This is a genomic window from Undibacterium sp. SXout20W (assembly GCF_049340285.1).
In the GTDB taxonomy this organism is placed as follows: Bacteria; Pseudomonadota; Gammaproteobacteria; order Burkholderiales; family Burkholderiaceae_D; genus Undibacterium.
Map to the genome: position 1 here is coordinate 1 of NZ_JBMPPH010000043.1, position 18,283 is coordinate 18,283.

The 18,283-nt window shown below is 48.2% G+C and carries 13 protein-coding genes; 10 read left to right on the plus strand and 3 right to left on the minus strand.

The window, feature by feature from the left end; all coding sequences use genetic code 11:
* Positions 1-612: 612 nt before the first annotated feature.
* Positions 613-2,586, minus strand: a complete 1,974-nt coding sequence (locus ACO0K1_RS16710; RefSeq protein WP_423027761.1) for a methyl-accepting chemotaxis protein — start codon at positions 2,584-2,586, stop codon at positions 613-615.
* Positions 2,587-2,827: 241 nt separating this feature from the next.
* On the opposite strand from ACO0K1_RS16710, the gene ACO0K1_RS16715 reads away from it, so the two are divergent.
* The 7 genes from ACO0K1_RS16715 to ACO0K1_RS16745 all read left to right on the plus strand — a co-directional run bounded on the left by ACO0K1_RS16715 (position 2,828) and on the right by ACO0K1_RS16745 (position 10,555).
* Positions 2,828-3,304, plus strand: coding sequence for a hypothetical protein (locus ACO0K1_RS16715; protein WP_423027763.1), 477 nt, complete (start codon positions 2,828-2,830; stop codon positions 3,302-3,304).
* 38 nt (positions 3,305-3,342) lie between these two features.
* Positions 3,343-3,645: a KTSC domain-containing protein gene (locus ACO0K1_RS16720; RefSeq protein WP_423027765.1), complete on the plus strand. Its 303-nt coding sequence runs from the start codon at positions 3,343-3,345 to the stop codon at positions 3,643-3,645.
* Between the two features lie 514 nt (positions 3,646-4,159).
* A complete protein-coding gene (locus tag ACO0K1_RS16725) occupies positions 4,160-6,646 on the plus strand; it encodes a prolyl oligopeptidase family serine peptidase (protein ID WP_423027767.1) in 2,487 nt (828 codons plus the stop codon).
* A gap of 168 nt (positions 6,647-6,814) precedes the next feature.
* Positions 6,815-7,264, plus strand: coding sequence for an ANTAR domain-containing response regulator (locus tag ACO0K1_RS16730; RefSeq protein ID WP_423027769.1), 450 nt, complete (start codon positions 6,815-6,817; stop codon positions 7,262-7,264).
* A gap of 138 nt (positions 7,265-7,402) precedes the next feature.
* On the plus strand, positions 7,403-8,806 hold the full coding sequence (locus ACO0K1_RS16735; protein WP_423027771.1) for a sensor histidine kinase: 1,404 nt from the start codon (positions 7,403-7,405) through the stop codon (positions 8,804-8,806).
* 11 nt (positions 8,807-8,817) lie between these two features.
* Positions 8,818-9,573: a LytR/AlgR family response regulator transcription factor gene (locus tag ACO0K1_RS16740; protein ID WP_423027773.1), complete on the plus strand. Its 756-nt coding sequence runs from the start codon at positions 8,818-8,820 to the stop codon at positions 9,571-9,573.
* 115 nt (positions 9,574-9,688) lie between these two features.
* Complete coding sequence (locus ACO0K1_RS16745) at positions 9,689-10,555, plus strand: DMT family transporter (RefSeq protein ID WP_423027775.1); 867 nt, start codon at positions 9,689-9,691, stop codon at positions 10,553-10,555.
* A gap of 113 nt (positions 10,556-10,668) precedes the next feature.
* On the opposite strand, the gene ACO0K1_RS16750 is transcribed toward ACO0K1_RS16745, so the two are convergent.
* Positions 10,669-11,343 carry a GGDEF domain-containing protein gene (locus ACO0K1_RS16750; RefSeq protein WP_423027777.1) on the minus strand — a complete coding sequence of 225 codons (675 nt, stop codon included), beginning with the start codon at positions 11,341-11,343 and terminating at the stop codon, positions 10,669-10,671.
* Positions 11,344-11,388: 45 nt separating this feature from the next.
* On the opposite strand from ACO0K1_RS16750, the gene ACO0K1_RS16755 reads away from it, so the two are divergent.
* The 3 genes from ACO0K1_RS16755 (at position 11,389) to ACO0K1_RS16765 (ending at position 15,869) form a co-directional block, all read left to right on the plus strand.
* On the plus strand, positions 11,389-12,405 hold the full coding sequence (locus ACO0K1_RS16755; RefSeq protein ID WP_423027779.1) for a 1-aminocyclopropane-1-carboxylate deaminase/D-cysteine desulfhydrase: 1,017 nt from the start codon (positions 11,389-11,391) through the stop codon (positions 12,403-12,405).
* A 64-nt stretch (positions 12,406-12,469) separates the two neighbouring features.
* Entirely contained in the window at positions 12,470-13,225 is a 756-nt protein-coding gene (locus tag ACO0K1_RS16760; protein ID WP_423027781.1) for a substrate-binding periplasmic protein, read from the plus strand.
* 265 nt (positions 13,226-13,490) lie between these two features.
* The gene (locus tag ACO0K1_RS16765; RefSeq protein WP_423027783.1) at positions 13,491-15,869 is read left to right on the plus strand and encodes a DEAD/DEAH box helicase; all 2,379 of its coding nucleotides are present in this window, start codon (positions 13,491-13,493) and stop codon (positions 15,867-15,869) included.
* A gap of 124 nt (positions 15,870-15,993) precedes the next feature.
* On the opposite strand, the gene ACO0K1_RS16770 is transcribed toward ACO0K1_RS16765, so the two are convergent.
* Positions 15,994-18,189, minus strand: coding sequence for a C1 family peptidase (locus ACO0K1_RS16770; RefSeq protein WP_423027785.1), 2,196 nt, complete (start codon positions 18,187-18,189; stop codon positions 15,994-15,996).
* Between the last annotated feature and the right edge of the window lie 94 nt (positions 18,190-18,283).

Below are 18,283 nucleotides of genomic sequence, written 5' to 3' on the forward strand. Positions count from 1 at the left end.
GGTGAGATGTGTGTAGTTCATTATGCAATTTCGACTGGCCGGTCAAAAAGGCACAAATGCTATCGCATCTTGCCCTCATTAACCGGTACCGTTCATAAATTGCACTTCATCCTAGAATTCGCCATATTTAATATGAAACGATAAGAAATTTAAATTCTTATAAGAAAATGTTATTTTTAAATTTCTTTTTGAAAACAGTGGAGATCATCTATGTCTGAATCAACATGTTACACATGCAACGGTCGTGGCCGAGTTGCTTGCCACGCTTGTACGAATGGGAAAAAAGCGTGCTCTGCTTGCAATCAGCGAGGGGTAGTTGGGTACGGTGACAATCAATCAACATGCACTTCATGCGGTGGTAGTGGTAGTGATAACTGCTACTTATGCAACACAACAGGTGAGACGACTTGCAACTCCTGCCATGGATCTGTCCGATAACACGTTACCTCATCTCGCATCTCAACCGATCAGTGAGTAATGAGGCGTTTTTGCGTACCTCAGGTGATTAGAAAGTGATGCGCTAAGACGACCAGAACCACATCCTAAATGGTGTCCCAAAACAACGATGTGGTTCATTTTTCGATAGAGCGGATTTTGTCTTCTACCGCAGAGTTATTTCAACTTAAACGCCCCAATCAACTGCACCAAATGATCAATCTGTTCGCGCATGGTTTCGGTGGCGGCGGAGGCTTGTTCGACTAAGGCGGAGTTTTGTTGGGTCATGTCGTCCATCTGGGAGACGGCTTGATTGACTTGTTCGATCCCGTCGCTTTGTTCCTGGCTGGCGTGCGAAATTTCGGCGGTGATGTGGGTGATTTGTTCAACGGATTTTAGAACGTCATCCATGGTTCTCCCGGTTTGTTCTGCCAATACATTACCTGATTCTACTTTGGCGACGGAGTCTTTAATCAAGACGGCAATTTCTTTGGCGGCGCTGGCGGAACGTTGGGCGAGGTTTCGGACTTCGCTGGCGACGACGGCAAAGCCGCGTCCTTGCTCACCAGCGCGGGCGGCTTCTACGGCGGCATTTAAGGCAAGGATATTGGTCTGAAAAGCGATGCCATCGATGACGCTAATGATATCGACAATCTTTCTGGAGCTTTCTTTGATCGACGACATCGTATCAATCACATCATTGACGACCTTACCGCCTCTGGAAGCAACTTCGGAAGCAGCGACGACCAATTCGCTGGCGTGTTTTGCGCCTGCGGAATTTTGTTTGACTGTACTGGTGAGTTCATCCATGGATGCGGCGGTTTGCTGAAGTGAACTGGCTTGCGATTCTGTTCGTGCTGACAAATCAGCATTACCATCCGCAAGTTCTTGTGATGAATATGAAATCAACGTCGCGCTTTGATGCACTTCGTTAATTAACACACGCAAGCCTTGTCCGATACCGTTTATTGCGTGCATCAGTTGACCAATTTCATCAACGCGGGTGACCGTGACAGTCGTTGTCAGATCGCCGCTTGCCATTTTGTTTGCAGCAAGAATCACCTGTTGTAACGGGGTACTTAAGCGAATGCGCATCACTTTGAAAAGTAGTACGCCCAACAAGAAGACGATTACCATACTAATCAACTGGTAGCGTCTGTTGGTACGGTTCGTTTCTGCGGCATATTCATCCGAATACATACCACCGGCAATGACCCAGCCCCAATCTTTAATCGGATAAAAAGCGACGACTTTTTCCCGGACTTCGGTTTCACCCAACTCGCTATTGACCCAAGGATAATGAATGACGCCTTGCTTGCGCTCTAAGATTTCTTTGATGAATTCATGGCCGCTCTGATCTTTGGAGTCAAGAACGTTTTTTCCTTCTTTCGTCGGATGCAGAATAAGGTCTCCGTACGTCTGTCCAGGACGGCTATCAAGTGCGTAGAAGTAGCCTGATTTGCCCAGTTTAATCGATCGGATCTTTGCTTTGACTTCGTTAATTGCAGCAGTAAAATCTTTACCCACAAATAAAACCGCAACGACCTTACCAGAGCTGTCCATGACTGGCTCGTATTGGGTCATATACTGTTTTTTAAACAATTCCGCCAAACCCGCGTATGGTTTACCTTCCATGAGAGGCTGATAAGCTGGACTTGCATGATTGAGTGTCGTACCGACTGCGCGCTCGCCGAGCTCGTTTTTTAAAGAGGTCGAAATACGAATAAAATCGTCGCCTTTCTTTACGAAGATCGTTGCAACGGCGCCGATTTCCTGAGTGAGTTTATCGGCGTTAGCGAAATTACCATTGAGTTCTTGCGTGCCCGATTTAAGTACTGGCGTGCTAACGCCGCCAACATCGATGGTCCGATTGGCATCAAGCTCAAATCCATCCTTGAAATTACCTTTGAAAACCTTGCCAGCATCACTCGCCTGATTCCGCAGATCGGTGTCGAAAACATTGAGCATATCAACGACAAACTGCGTTCTATTGGTGATATCCGACGTCGCCTGCGCTTCCGCTTGTTGCTGAAGATTGTAATTAACGACGGAGGTGAACGAAAATAATATGAAACTAAAAACGACAGAAATAATCAATGTCAGTTTAGAACCGACGGTCCATTCGGTATATTTTTTGAATTTTATTGGCATGCCGCTTGTCTCAGGTTATGTGGAAATCGGTGTTGATAGTAACAAAGACTGTCAAATAATTATTCGACACTATTTTCTAAAGATAAATGATGCATGGCAAGCGATAGTATGGTTAATAGTGCTTTCCACAGTTAAACATTGGCCCAAACCCATGAAATAAGTCGAAATTGACATAAAATGTACTGCATGGTACACGCAAACACCATTCGCAGAGAATGACGCGACACCGGAGAAAACTGAAATGATGACGAAGAAATTAGACACTCTTACCTTGTACTTGAATTCGTGTTTATCGTGTTTATCGTGCTTAAAAGGACTTGGGACGCTGTTGTTTTCAGGTGTGTTGTGTGTAACTGCGTCGGCACAGACTGCACCACCTGTCGCAGAGCAAACCACGCCTGTCACCTCACCACTCAATGCGGATTCAATTCAAGTGGTCAAAGAAATTAGCAAAGAACTCAACTCGAGTGAAATAAAGCCCACGGTGTTGACCAATACACATGACGAATTTGAGAAAAGTCTGTTGCAATCAGAAAATCGGAAAAAAGTGTTTGGTGTCGCCGAAGTTGGCGCGACGACTGGCAGCCTGCCTGCCCAACATGGCTACAAATCTGAAAGTTTTAATTGCGCTAATGCCGCTGTGGCCGTTACCGATGAAATCAGTAAGACAGCGCAGGTGTCTGTCACCGCGCAGGTAGAAAAATGCAAATTCAAATAGTGTGAGCCAATAACCCCATCCCAGTACAGGTAAATTACATGGAAATGAAACGGATCAACGCGGGTAAATTACGTTCTATCGGCTATGAACCACGCGAAAAAACTTTACGCGTTGAATTCGACGATGGGTCTGCTATTGATTATTCGGGTGTCGGGCAAGAAGTGTGGCGGCGTTTATCAACGTCGGGGTCGGCCTGGAGTTATTACCGCGATAATATTGAAGAAGAATTCAATGGGCGTCGTGGCGCCGTCAGAGCGAATACGCGACCAGCTGGATTGGATGATTTGTTTAAACCTTTAAATACAGACGCCTCAGACGAATCGTTGAAACGCGAAACTTGAATCTGACCAGCAGAATTTTTGTTGCGAGTTTCTTAATATTTAAATCGATTACCGATGCCTGAGTAAAGCACAGAGCCTTAATCGCACAATTTGTGCATCGCATAAATCAGACGAACCATAGTAGCGAAAATTAAAAAGCCGTTGAATTTACGCTGCTCTTTTGTCGTCAGCGAATACCACCAATTTAACTCAACCAAACATCTTACTCAGACAAGTGTGCATCGCAGCAAATGCGTTCTTCTCACTTACTTCTTCAAAATAAGCAGTAGACAAACAAATTCACGGCGTTAAACTGCTTTAATTCCCGGGCAGAAATTTAAAATAGGGCAGATGTTTTAGCTGTTGCATTCAGCTATTTTATTCAGCTATTTTATTCAGCTGTTTTATTTAGCTGTTTTATTTAGCTGCTTTATTCAGCTTAATTATTCAGTTTTTATAGACCGATTCGTCACCTTCGCCTGCTTTGTAAACTTCATTGCACCTCGTCCTACGACACATGCCTCACACTTTCACCATGTCATTAAAACTGCGTCTACTCCCTCCCCTCTTCTTACTGCTGGCAAATCCTTTTATTGCTGACGCTGCAGGCGTCAAGCAAGCAGATCCTAACGATGGGGCATACAAAATGCCGCCGCCAGAATTACAAGCGATTGTTGATGCGCCACGCGGGCCGAATTTCAAGTTGGGACCGCAACGAAAGACCGCTTTATTAATCGCGATGCCGGGCTTGCCAGGAATTTCAGAAGTGGCGCAGCCGGAATTAAAACTAGCCGGTTTGCGGATCAATCCCCGTACGCGTGCTGCGAGTCAATTTGAATTTGGCGTCAATCTGACATTGCTGGACGTGGCAAGCGGTAAATCCCGCGTCGTTGAAGGCTTACCACAACATCCGCACATTGCTGACACTAGCTGGTCGCCTGATGAGCAATGGGTAGCATTTAGCCATTGGACTGACAGCGGCGTCGAATTATGGCTGCTGGATGTCAAGAAAGCGCATGCCAGCCGCCTGATGGCAGATAAGTTGAATGCAGTGACCAGTGCGGGCTTTGAATGGAACGCTGGCTCGGAACGATTATTCGTTCGTTTGCTGCCGTTACATCAGCCAGCCTTGCCGAGTGCACCATTTGTACCAACAGGACCTAACACGCTGGAAACCAAGGGCGGCAAAATTACACAAAATCGGACTTATCCCGATATGCTGAAATCGTCAGCAGACGCCGCGGTATTGGATTGGGAATTACAAACGCAATTGGGTTTTGTCACAACGAAGGGCGAATTACATCGCGTCGGCCCCGTCATGACGCTCACAAAAGCCTTGCCCTCTCCTGACGGCAAATTGATTTTAACGACCCAGATCCGCCGCCCTTATTCCACTTTATTACCGATAGACCGCTTTGCGCAGTTGATCGAATTATGGGATAAGCAAGGGAAAAAAGTGAAGACTGTCGCCGAGCGGCCGATGCGTGAGCGCTTGCCAACTGGGAGTGATGCGGTACAGACGGGGCCGCGAGACTTTGGTTGGCGCAATGATAAGCTAGCAACCCTTTATTGGTTAGAAGCACAGGCTGGCGGCGATCCGGAAATGCATGTCAAAGTACATGATTTACTGATGCAGCAAGCTGCCCCATTTGATTCACCAGCGCAAAGGTTAATGGAACTAGGCTGGCGTTTTTCTAGCGTACAGTGGGCAAATGATGGTCTGGCTCTGGTGACCGAAAGTTGGTGGAAGACTCGCGATATACGCACCTGGCGTTTGCGGCCAGGCGTGAATGATGCCAAACCTGAGTTGTTATTTAGCCGAAAAACCGAAGATCAGTATGCGAATCAGGGCAATCCCGTGGTTGAAATGAACCAATTTGGCTTGCCCGCATTGAAGCTGTCACCCGACGACAAAGCAATCTATCTGGCCGGCGTAGGCGCAAGCTCTGAAGGAGAGCGGCCATTTTTAGATAAATTTGATCTCAGTAGCAAGCAAGCAGTGCGCCTATTCCATTCTCAGGCACCCTATTATGAGCAAGTAGTGGGAATCCTGAACGACAAGGGCACGAGCATTATCACCAGCCGGGAATCGAGCGATGAACGCCCCAATTATTATGTCCGCGAACTCGGAAGTACAGAAGCGCCGAGAGCATTAACGAATTTCCCGAATCCTCTACCGCAATTGAAAGGGATTAAGAAGCAACAGATTCGTTATACCCGCGCAGATGGTGTCGAACTCAGTGCAAGCTTATATCTGCCCGCCGGGTACGACCCCAAGCGCGATGGGCCACGCCCCATGCTGATGTGGGCTTATCCACGTGAGTATAAAACGGCAGATGCGGCTGGTCAGGTGACGGGTTCGGCGTATAAATACAATCGTATTTCCTATTCCAGCCCGATGGTGATGCTGGCGCGTGGCTATACCGTACTGGATGGCCCGAGCATGCCTATCATTGGCGAAGGCAAAAGAGAGCCCAACGATACGTATCTCGATCAATTGAAAATGGATGCTGAAGCAGCTGTGGATGAAGTTGTACGTTTGGGTGTGGCTGACCGCAACCGTATTGCAATCGGTGGTCACAGTTATGGTGCTTTTATGACTGCCAATTTATTGGCGCACACGCGCCTGTTCCGCGCCGGCATTGCTCGCTCGGGCGCTTATAACCGCACTTTGACGCCATTCGGGTTCCAATCCGAAGAACGAAATTTCTGGCAGGCGGAGAAGGTCTACCAGGACATGTCGCCATTCAATTTTGCCAATCAGATCAAAGATCCGCTGTTATTGATTCATGGCGAACAGGACAACAACACAGGTACATTTCCGCTGCAAAGTGAGCGCATGTATCAGGCTTTGCAAGGTTTGGGTACAGTTTCCCGCCTCGTCATGTTGCCAAATGAAAGCCATAGCTACCGCGCGCGCGAGTCGATTTTGCACATGTTATGGGAACAGGACCGCTGGTTGGAGACGTACGTAAAAAATGCCCGGTCTGATGTTGGAGGCCGGGAAGACAGCAACCGATAGATTGCTTTCATGGATGCTGTATCCGACATATTTTTTATAACTTTTGATCGTCTCGATTCTGAACTTGCAACGGTTTAGCGCAAATTAGGCGCTTGACCTACGCTTCTTCCTACTCATAATTATATTTTTGCATTACTATGGAGACGACGACACCCTATTGGTAGACCTATGCTTAAAGCCGTTATTCTGGACACAAACGCCGTGGCGCGCAATTTATTAACCTCTGTGTTAAATAATGGCGGTCATGAGGTCGTTGGTGATGCCAACCTGGCGCCCGCCAGCCTGGCGCGTGTCATTAAGCTTAAACCGCAAATTATTTGTGTCGATATCGGTGAACCAGACGATACCGGCATGGGTGTCATCGATCAACTTCGTAAAGATTTACCCAAAGCCCTGTTATTTATGGTGTCGGCCAAAATCGATGCACCCACCTTGCAAGCAGCGCAGCAACGAGGGGTTCACGGGTTTATTGTTAAACCATTTAATTCGGTTGCCGTACTAAGTACAATTCGCAATACGATTCTGCGTATTGCAAAACAACAGCGTCCAGCAGAACCTGAGCCTATGCCTGACTCTGCTAGCAATAGCGGCAGCCAAATAGCCGGCGATCCGGCCTGACTTGTCTTGCGTTCGCGGGGATTCATCCTGATATCCGCTATTTCGTCGCAAACTTTCTTTCTGACCCCAATTTTCCTTAGACTGGCTTCAATGCGCTATTGCTGGTAAGCGATAGCATTGACCAGAAGGAACACCACGATGACTGACAAATTCAAGAAAAATAATTACATAGAGCAACCGTTGCCTCTGGAGGTATCGATCAGTAGCGATAGCTGGCTGACCCGCGCGCGCAATTACCCCGTTTTTTCGCGTACCTGGTACTACTATCGCTCGCTTTCATGGATTATTCCTGTCTTGGTTATTGACGTATTTTCGGTCATTATTCCGCATTTAATGGGCATTGGGCTGGAAAAGATTTTATTGTTTGTCTTACCATTGAGCTTAGGTTTTCTTAGCTTGGGTTTAATCGGCACTGGTCTGGCAGTGTTGGTCAGGCAGCGTCAGTTTTCTGAAAAAATCGAAGCCTTTGCGCTGGCCACCGCTTTATTGATAGGGGTAGGACTCAGTGACGGCGTTCTTAAAGGTGTCGAGCATTTTTGTGATTGGTTTGCCGGTGAAAATCGGGTGCACGGAAAAATAACCGTCTTAGACGCAAGCATCGATGACAAAAAAGAAAGCCCGGCAAGCAAAAAAAAGGAACCACTGCAAGTCACCGTGCAGCAATCACCTGCTGCACCTGCACCGCCTACTGCCGCTGATGCCCCTGATGCCCCTGCTGCAGCCAGTCTTCCCGATCCTAATTCGCAGAACTCATCATTTCATCCTGTGCTTAGTAAGGAAATGACGGAACTCTTGCAGAATTTTACGAGCATTTCGATCACTGGCTTTATCGTGATTTATCTTGGTGGCGGTTTTGATTTATGGTTGTTTTTCAGGCAGAAAAAGCGCCTGCTGGAAGATCAGCGTCTGCGTGAATTGAAACAAGCGCAAGAAGCACGCCGTGAAGCAGAATTGCGTTTATCGGTATTAGTGGCACAAGTTGAACCGCATTTTTTATTCAATACCTTAGCGGGCGTCCGTTCTGCAATTAATACTGAACCCGCCAGAGCAACTGCAATCGTTGATCACTTGGTTGACTATTTGCGCGCAACGATCCCCAAAATGCGTAGTGACGGTAGTTCAACGCAAGCACGACTGATGCAGCAATTGGATGCGGCACGCGCTTTTCTGAATTTGATGCAGGCTCGCATTCCACGCTTGAGTTTCTCGGTTGAATCTGAAATCAGTGATGCAGCCTTACCACCGCTGATGCTGATTTCGCTCGTAGAAAACGCTATAAAGCATGGCGTAGAACCCAAGATAGGGCCAGCGCATATAGCGGTGTTGGCACGCCAATCAGAACGTGACGGCAAAGCGTATATGGAATTGAGTGTCGCTGACGACGGCGTTGGCTTTGGTGGTACCTCAAGTGGCTCAGGCATCGGTCTGGAAAATATTCGCGAGCGATTGGCATCGATGTACGGGACTGAAGCAACCCTGACCTTGAAGGCCAATCGCGATGGCGGTGTTACGGCGCTGATTAGCTTACCTTTAGAAAAATAGGAGGAGACAAGATGACGACAGCGATCATTGCTGAAGATGAAGATTTACCACGTAAAGAATTGCGTCGGATGCTGTCCGAGCTATGGCCAGAGTTGGCGATCGTTGCGGAATGTGAGCATGGGGCGGATGCCTTAGAAGCCATTCATGAACATCATCCGGATATCGCATTTTTAGACATTCGTATGCCGGGCATGACGGGTCTGGATGTGGCAAACGCAGTCAAAGGCCAATGCCATGCTGTCTTTACGACGGCCTATGACAGCTACGCAATAGAAGCGTTTGCCGCTGGTGCAGTTGATTACTTGCTTAAACCGGTATCCCACGCTCGTTTGCAAGAAGCGATTGAGCGTCTGAAAGCCCGTATTGCCAGCCAGCAAATAGCGCCCGACATCAGCCATTTAATGTCAGAATTGGACAAACGTCTGCGTCAGACCGCGCAAGAGCGAATTCGTTGGATCAGCGCCAGCGTCGGCGATACCATCAAAATGTTCGCGATCGAAAAGATTCTTTTTTTTACTTCCGATGAAAAATATACACGCGTCGTCTGTAGTAACGACGAGGCGCATATACGTAAGCCACTCAAAGAAATCATGGAAGGACTAGATACCGAAAAATTTTGGCAAATTCATCGGGGTGTCGTGGTGCGCGCCGATGCCATATCACGCGCGCATCGTGACGACATGGGACGATATACGGTAGAGTTGCACGGCACCAATGAAAAACTGAAAGTAAGTCAGGCCTATGCGTGGCGTTTTAAACCTATGTAGGAGCGTGGACGCGATTGGGCAGAAAGTGACTTGTGGTCATTGTATGTCCGAATGTGGCCAGCAGCACCCGCCAGTCTTTGTTATGCTGACGCCCTTGGTGTGATTAGGAGCTGGCATGCGCAGTAGCGATTTTCTTCGGTTGTTTGGGTTGGCGTCGATTTGGGGTGCGTCTTTTTTGTTTATGCGCATCATTGCTCCGGTACTCGGCGCACTCTGGACGGCAGAGATTCGGGTTGCTTTAGCAGGACTGGCACTGGTCATCTGGATGTTGGTGCGCCAACAGCCTATCCATTTTCGGCAACATTGGAAGTCATTTTTAGTCCTTGGCGCTGTGAGTACCGCCTTGCCTGCGGTTTTTTATGCGTATGCCGCCATCCATATTCCAGCTGGTTACTCAGCCATCATGAACGCGACCAGTCCCTTGTGGGGCGCAGTGATGGCCGCTATATTTTTGGGCGAACAATTCACACTACGTAAAATGGCTGGCATGTTGATGGGTGTATTGGGTGTCGCCATGCTGGTGCGTCTGGGACCTGTTGAATGGAGCCATGAATTATTGTTAGCTTTGTTGGCATGTTCCGCTGCCACGATTTGCTATGCGCTGGCGGGTGTCTACACCAAAAAACTCTCTGTAAATGTGAACCCTGTCTTGATGGCAACCGCCTCACAGGTAGGAGGGGCCATTTTCCTATTGCCTTCTTTGCCATTTTCACCGATTCCTGGCACGGTAACAACGACCGTCATATTAGCGGCGGCGGCACTGGCGTTACTGTGTAGTGCGGTGGCTTATTTATTGTATTTCCGTTTAATTCACGATATCGGCCCAACCAAAGCACTGACGGTAACGTTCCTGATTCCCTTGTTTGCCTTGTTGTGGGGTTTTATTTTCTTGCACGAAGCGATCACTCTCAATACGATCATCGGTTGCGCTGGCGTCGTGTTAGCTACTTGGTTAGTAGCTTATACACCGAAAAAGAGCTGATTTTTCCAAAGCCTGCCTGTTTTGGCTCACTGATCAGGTCGATTGTTGAATTCAGCGTCAAAGCCTTGCCAGTGCTGTTTTATCGGCAAAAGTACTATTTGACGTTCGCAAATTTAACGCGGATTATTTTCTGGCGCACTGGGGTCATAGTCAGGCAATGGCGGTTCGACCTGAACCGTGGAATCGGCCCCCTTATTTTTTGCCTCATGCAATGCGATCGTCGCTCTTTGCAACATGGATTCTGGTGTATCTTTGACTGCGTTGGTTGTCAGACCGGTAGAAAATGTCACCACTAATCCCGGTGCGAGTGCATTCCAATCCAACTCAGCGAGCCGCAATTTGAGACGAGTAATGGCTTTTAAACTTTGATCTAGCCAGGTTGTTGGCATCACAATCGCAAATTCGTTGGCCGCCACCCGACCAAACGAATCGAGCACGCGCAGCATTTCTAATGCTTCGCTACTGAGTAATTTAAGGATTTGCTTTGCGACCGCCTGGCCATGTTTTTCCAGAATAGCTTCTAATCCATCGACGCTGATGACTGCGAATGAGAAAGTATGTCCGGTTCGGTATGACCGTGCTAATTCTCCTTCGAGCATACTCAGCAAAGTGCGGCGATTGAATGCACCCGTCAAATGATCATGCTGGGACATGCCCTCGAGCTTGGTCAATACCGTTTCAAGCGTCAATAACAGGTTATCTTGTTGACCGGTTTCTTTAATTTGCTTGATCAAGTCTGATATTTGATGTCTGGCACTGACAAGCGATTGATCTAAATCTGCTGGCATGTCCCTCTCCGGGCAAAAATATCACAGGCTACGGTGAAGGCCAGGATGGCAATCACCTGTCAAAGTGGCGGTACGCGTACAATAGTACTTTATCATTTACATCTTCACAATCGCATCGTGTTCTATGTTCCGGCCTCTCCATGTCAACGAATTGACAGTGATTTGTTCCCAGGTATCGTCCTATGGATGAAGCGCGATGATCTTTTGCATCCACAGGTGTCAGGGAATAAATTTCGTAAGCTTAAATATCCTTTGCTCGCTTTAAAGGATAGGCAGCCGCATCTGGTGAGCATGGGCGGCTTGTGGTCCAACCATATTCATGCGCTGGCACATGCCGCCGCAATTGCCGGATATCCCTCTACCGCCTTCATTCGCGCCGCTGATGGTATGAATAGCGACATGCTGGATGACTGTCGACGACTTGGAATGGAAATTCATTACGTTAGTCGGGAAATCTATCGTCGATTACGAGAAAACGATCAACATTGGCGCAGCCTGCTACTTGATGCCAATGAAGATTACGTGTGGCTGCCCGAAGGGGGAAGCACGCCAGCAGCCCTGCACGGCGTCGCCGAACTGGTCATAGAGGTAGGTGCCACTTTAGGCTCTGATCCCGATGTCTTTATGGTGGCTTGTGGTACGGGCGCGACAATGGCTGGCATCATTGCCGGAGCTCAGGGAAAAAGTAAAGTGATTGGGGTGGCAGCGATCAAAAATGCAGAGTACTTGCATGCAGATATCAGTAGATTATTGAAAAATGCAGCCTACCCAGATGACCAAAATTATCTTCTGCTCACTGATTTTCATCAAGGTGGATACGCCAAAATCACGATAGAATTAATGACATTTTGTGATATGTTTCAACAACAAACTGGTATTATCCTTGAGCCTGTTTATACCGGAAAAATGTTATATACTTTACATCAATTATGTAAGCAAAATTATTTCCCGCCACAGACCTGTGTCGTTGCAGTACACACGGGGGGCTTGCAAGGCAATCGTGGATTTTCAGACACGCCATTGTTTGCGCGAATATCTGTCGCATCGACAGCAAAGAGATAAGATCAATTCAAAGGTAAGTAGAGTGAACAGAGTCAGGCATCGAATCAATTTAGCATTAAGACTTTTGCAGAGCGTCACTCTGGTCGTCGGAACGTGTCTATTTTTTACGCAACAGGCAAGCGCCGAGCAAGAAATCAAACTTGCGGTGTTTGATACCGTCAGTTATCCCTTGAATATTCTTGACCAGAATAACCACCTGGTCGGTGGCTTATTGAAAGACTTTGGTGACGCAATTGCCCGAGAAATAGGGGCGACGCCGGTTTATACAGTTTATTCTCGCCGCCGTGTTGAACAGTCATTAACCAGCGGTCAAGCCGATATCGTCTGCTATTTCAGTCCGCAGTGGTCAGAACATCGCGAGCAATTTTTATGGTCACTACCTAATTTGCCGCAGATTGAGCGCATCGTTGTGTCGCACGACAAGCCGATGTTGAATCATTTTCCGCAGCAATTAATGGGAAAGAAAATTGCGGCCCGACTTGGTTACTTTTACCCTCAAATTTCGAAAGAGTTTGCTGCGGGGAAGATACAACGCATCGATTTGACCGATGTTCCCGGTATGTTCCGCTTGGTCGCATTGGGCGGCGCTGATGGTTTAGTCAGCTCTGAAGCCGAAATTGAAGGTTATTTCAAAAGTTTTCCTGAGCAACGTGACCAGTTTACGTTGTCAAAAACGCCGTTTTCGGTGTTATCGACACAATGCGGAGTATCTCGGAAATCCAGCTGGAAAATTGAACAAATCAATCGGGCGATCAGCCATATTCAAAGCAGCGGTGAGCAAGATGCCTTGTTACATCGCTATGGTTTTGCGGAAAAATAAAACACACAGAAATACAGAGTTGCGCTGCTGGCTGGCCTGGAATGGCGATATACGCGCGGTCTCCCGAACTGATTTTTTTCACAAAAAACCAGAAAAAGATAGCTCTAAAATAAACATTTATCATAAAAACTGGCTTTTTCAGGCCCCATTGCCTATTTTTTATGCAAACTTTGGCGTAGTTTCTCCCTGACTCTATGACAACAGAGTAAACTACGCCCCAAATCTTGTCGCATCCTGCGATACGAGCGAACGAGCGAGCATCGCCATGTCAGAATCCACACCTACTATTACTTTTACCGATTTGCAATTGAGTGCGCCTTTATTGCGCGCCTTGCAAGATGTCGGGTACGAAACACCCTCCCCAATTCAAGCGGCGACGATTCCTATTTTGCTGGATAACCGTGATGTCCTGGGGCAAGCGCAAACCGGTACCGGCAAAACGGCATCGTTTGCCTTACCGATTTTGTCGCGTTTAGATATCCGTCAAACTACACCGCAAGCGTTGGTGCTGGCACCAACCCGTGAATTAGCGATTCAAGTCGCTGAGGCGTTCCAGACTTACGCCCGCCATATTCCCGGTTTTCATGTCTTGCCGATTTACGGTGGACAAAGCTACGGCCCGCAATTATCGGCATTGCGTCGCGGCGTGCATGTGGTCGTTGGAACCCCAGGCCGGGTGATTGATCATTTGGACAAAGGCTCTCTCGATCTGTCCAAAATCAAAACCTTAGTTCTGGATGAAGCCGACGAAATGTTGCGCATGGGCTTTATTGACGATGTGGAACGCATTTTGCAAGAAACACCAGAAGGTCGTCAGACTGCCTTGTTCTCTGCAACCATGCCATCAGCGATTAAGCGTATTGCGCAAACGTATCTGAATAAGCCTGCTGAGGTGACAATTGCTGCTAAAACTGGCACCGCTGATAATATCCGTCAGCGTTACTGGTTAGTTTCCGGCATGCATAAGCTGGATGCGTTAACCCGTATTCTGGAAGCAGAAACATTCGACGGCATGATCATTTTTGCGCGTACCAAATTGGGGACCGAAGAATTGGCTGCCAAACTGGATGCAAGAGGCTTCTCCGTTGCAGCGATCAATGGCGATATCAATCAGCAACAGCGTGAACGCACGATTCAGCAATTAAAAGACGGCAAAATCGATATCCTGGTCGCCACCGACGTCGCCGCTCGTGGTCTGGACGTAGAGCGTATCAGCCACGTGATTAACTATGATGTCCCGTACGATCCGGAAAGCTATACCCACCGTATCGGCCGTACTGGCCGCGCTGGCCGTAGCGGCGAAGCGATTTTGTTTATCACTCCACGTGAAAAAAATCTCTTGAAAGCGATTGAACGCGCGACTCGCCAACCAGTGTCTCCACTGGAATTGCCGACGATACAAACGGTCAACAATGTGCGTATCGCCCGCTTTAAAGATCAGATTTCCACCGCATTAGCAGAAGGTGGTCTGGACGAATACACATCGCTGATCGAAGATTACGAGCGTGAACACAATATTCCGGCGATTGAAATTGCTGCTGCGTTAGCTAAAATGGCGCGCGGTGACGAACCTTTGTTGCTGGATAAAAATCGCAAAGAAGTGAAGTCCGACGACAGCTGGCGTGATGAGCGCCCTGCACGTAATGATCGCGGCGAAAGAGGTGATCGCGGTGATCGCGGTGACCGCCCTGGCCGTGACCGTGGTGATCGTTTTGAACGTGAAGACCGCAGTGTCCGTCGCGAACATAGCCCACGTACTGCGGAACCAGGTATGCAAACTTACCGCATTGCTGTCGGCCACGAACATGGTGTTAAACCAGGCAATATCGTTGGCGCGATTGCCAATGAGGCGAATATCGAATCCAAATTTATCGGCCGCATTGACATCTACGACGATTACACGATCCTCGATTTGCCAGATGATTTGCCAGCAGATATGCTCGATCATTTGAAATCAGTTCGTGTTGCCGGTCAGTCTTTGCGTATCAGTGCTGAAAAAGCAGGCGGCAGTGCCTCCGCGCCAGCCCGTTCGCCACGCAGCGAACCGCGTGCTGAGCGCACAGAACGTGCACCACGTATCGCTGATGCTGCACCTGCTAGCCGTATGAATCAGGTGGTAGAGCGTGCGTTTAGCGCACCAGATGAAGACGACCGTCCCGCCAAGCCTAAGAAAGAAAAAGCGTCCAAAGGTAAGGTCAGCGTTCCTATGCAAACTTACCGCATTGAAGTCGGCAAAGCAGATACCGTAACGCCAGCCAATATCGTTGGTGCCATCGCCAATGAAGCAGGTATGGAAGCGAAATACATCGGTCGTATCGATATTTTTGATAACCACAGCACACTGGATTTACCGGTTGGCATGCCACCTGAATTGCTGGCGCAACTCAAAGGTGTATGGGTTGCTGGTAAGCAAATCAAAATCAGCCCGGTCGGAGAGCCAACCAGTGGCGGCGTAGCGCAGGATTTTCCGGCAGGTCAGAAGAAATCTGGTGGCGATCGTCGTGTATTAGAAAAAGTAGCAGGCAAGCCAGGTGCGCGTACAGATAGCCGTTCTGATAGCAAACCAGCAGGTAAGTTCTCGAATGGTCGTCCGTCAAAGTTTGATAAAGACAGCGGCACCACGCGTCGCAAGCCGTCCAAGTAAAACTGACTGACATGAGCAAAGCCGCTGCGACACTGGCACAAGCATAAAAAGGCCGCCTGCATGGCGGCTTTTTTACGTGCAGAGTAATTGAGCCATTGAGCCATTGAGCCATTTTACTCAGATTTCAAATACCTAAAGCACCAACTGGATACGGCAAAGCTTGTTCTGGCTTCATACCCGCGATACGCAATAAGGTCGCGGTAATGGTTTTTTCATCGTAATCAAAAGTCGTATGGCCAGCGCGTACTACATCATGGCCACTATGCACAAAGCGTTCTTGCTGGATATGTAAAGTCGCTGCCTGTCTAGGGGTTAAACCAAGGCCCTTATTGGCGAATCCTTTTGGTTGTTGCTTGCCCCAATAAACGTCATTCCATTTCCTCAGCGCCGGGATCGCAGCAGGATTCCATTGCGCATTCTCATTCGTATGACCAGAAAAATAATTCGCATCAAGACAAGTTGCCATACCCAGCATCGGCGTCTTGTGTCTGATTTCCAGACTTCGGGAAAGCAGATACAGCAACGATTTACCGTAGACCTGCGCAACGTTATCCGACCCTTCTAATTCATCAGACAGCAAATGCAAATGAAACTGTGCACGAGGGATCAAACCAGTTTCCAGTGCCGGCAAAAACCTTGCATTAGCAAAATGGATACTGCATGCAGGGGCATACAAACTACAAGTTTTGATCTGGAAATTTTTTAAATTGGGCAATAAATTACCAATTAAATGGGCACCCGCAGAGTGACCAACCAGATGAATTTCCAAATGCTCTTCACCGATCTTTTTGGCCAATTTCTGCAGATTACGTATCAACGCATGCAAACCACGGGGCGGTGCATCGTTGAGTACCGCCAGTTCTGCCGTTTGTTTTAACAGCGTCCACTCGGCTTTACCACCATGGGTAGCCGCAAAGCTCTCGATGCTTCTGTCTTTTGCTGCGCTCGTACCTGAATTAACACTCGAACTGAAATTCGGACTAACATTCGTTGGAGAAAATTCACCAGTCAATAATTGATTCAGGTTATCGCCAAGGCCACTATTCCAGGTCAAAAAGATCGGGTAACTGCCGTTTGCCAAAAAGTACGGCGCAAGCGTTGCGATATGAGCGATCGTCGTATCTTCATCAGCCAAACCACTGAGTGCAAACAAGGTCAGTTTAAATGCGCGTCTGGATTTTTGTCGTGTATAGGCGGCAAGCGGTGCGTGATATGTCACGTGCTCGGCACTTGTCGCCGCATTTTTAAATGCGACCAGACGTTGGATCACGGCGCCGTTATTGTCCATCATCAAGCTCAAACCGTACGCTTGATCCAAACTAAGGGGCGGTAAATTATGTGCTGATTGCCGGTGTTTGTACTGCGCTGGTCGTGCACCACGCTTACTGGCCATGGGCGGCGGCAATCCTGACAGCAAAGACGATGCAGCTGTGGTTGGTGCAAAAAAATTCGCGCTGGCAAATGCACTGACACCGCTCGTTGGAACACCGAGCGCCACTGCCCATGCATCAGTCGCATTATTTTGCCAGTCTTCGTAGGTCAGAATGGCCAAGCCCTGGCATCCCCACCCTGTGCCCCAGGAGTTCTGCACTACGAAGCCTTGCGACGTATAACCAATTAAAGCAAATGCATGTCCACCAATACCTTCTGCTTGAACAGGAATCGTTGGTAATTGTTCTAAATTATTCAGAGGAACAAGTTTTTTGGGTACGTGATATGAGGACAAATACCAGCCACTATGGACATTGGCGGAAACATAGACCGCGCCAGTTTCTGCAATCGCCGCCTGCATGTCGCTGATGCTGTCTTTGTTAATACGGTAATACACACCGAGTGGACGAGTTTGTGCATCCTGCTCCCAGCCTTGCGCCGGGTCCTCCCAACTGACCGCCGTATTGTCAGGATGTACCGTGAACGGCCACAAAATGTTGCTGCAAACACCGTGTTTATTCCACCCTTTAAGCGCGCCACGACAACTAGAACCCACATAGTCATCACCTTGCCATTCATCATAAAATTTGGCGAGGTGGTACACCATCCGCGGACTGACTTTCTGATGATCCGGATTTTCGCACCAATGCAAATAATTGATAACTGCCGACAAGCCAAAACCAGTGCAAGCACCCGCCGACCCCTGATTCAGTATAAAACCGGCGTCGATGTAGGCCTGCCAATGAGCAGCAACCCATTCAAGTGTTGGAAAAGTCGGAGGTAAGTGACGTATTGCTGGTGTGAATTGACGGTCACGGATATCAAGGCGATCTGGACGTACGTCTAACGTGATGCTATTACCGGTCCAGACGAAATCGTTGTTTGGCATGCACAATCCTGTTTTGAAAAAAATATCGCAAAATGATCTGCGTCATTATGGCATTTTCTGAAAAAAGCAGGCGTGTAAATCTGAACTCGTCATG

Excerpts from the sequence above, each read along its gene's own strand:
- ACO0K1_RS16735 (WP_423027771.1), top strand. The coding sequence starts at position 7,403 with ATGACTGACAAATTCAAGAAAAATAATTACATAGAGCAACCGTTGCCT.
- ACO0K1_RS16720 (WP_423027765.1), top strand. The coding sequence starts at position 3,343 with ATGGAAATGAAACGGATCAACGCGGGTAAATTACGTTCTATCGGCTAT.
- ACO0K1_RS16755 (WP_423027779.1), top strand. The coding sequence starts at position 11,389 with ATGGCAATCACCTGTCAAAGTGGCGGTACGCGTACAATAGTACTTTAT.
- ACO0K1_RS16765 (WP_423027783.1), top strand. The coding sequence starts at position 13,491 with ATGTCAGAATCCACACCTACTATTACTTTTACCGATTTGCAATTGAGT.
- ACO0K1_RS16730 (WP_423027769.1), top strand. The coding sequence starts at position 6,815 with ATGCTTAAAGCCGTTATTCTGGACACAAACGCCGTGGCGCGCAATTTA.
- ACO0K1_RS16770 (WP_423027785.1), bottom strand. The coding sequence starts at position 18,189 with ATGCCAAACAACGATTTCGTCTGGACCGGTAATAGCATCACGTTAGAC.
- ACO0K1_RS16745 (WP_423027775.1), top strand. The coding sequence starts at position 9,689 with ATGCGCAGTAGCGATTTTCTTCGGTTGTTTGGGTTGGCGTCGATTTGG.
- ACO0K1_RS16725 (WP_423027767.1), top strand. The coding sequence starts at position 4,160 with ATGTCATTAAAACTGCGTCTACTCCCTCCCCTCTTCTTACTGCTGGCA.
- ACO0K1_RS16740 (WP_423027773.1), top strand. The coding sequence starts at position 8,818 with ATGACGACAGCGATCATTGCTGAAGATGAAGATTTACCACGTAAAGAA.
- ACO0K1_RS16750 (WP_423027777.1), bottom strand. The coding sequence starts at position 11,343 with ATGCCAGCAGATTTAGATCAATCGCTTGTCAGTGCCAGACATCAAATA.
- ACO0K1_RS16710 (WP_423027761.1), bottom strand. The coding sequence starts at position 2,586 with ATGCCAATAAAATTCAAAAAATATACCGAATGGACCGTCGGTTCTAAA.
- ACO0K1_RS16715 (WP_423027763.1), top strand. The coding sequence starts at position 2,828 with ATGATGACGAAGAAATTAGACACTCTTACCTTGTACTTGAATTCGTGT.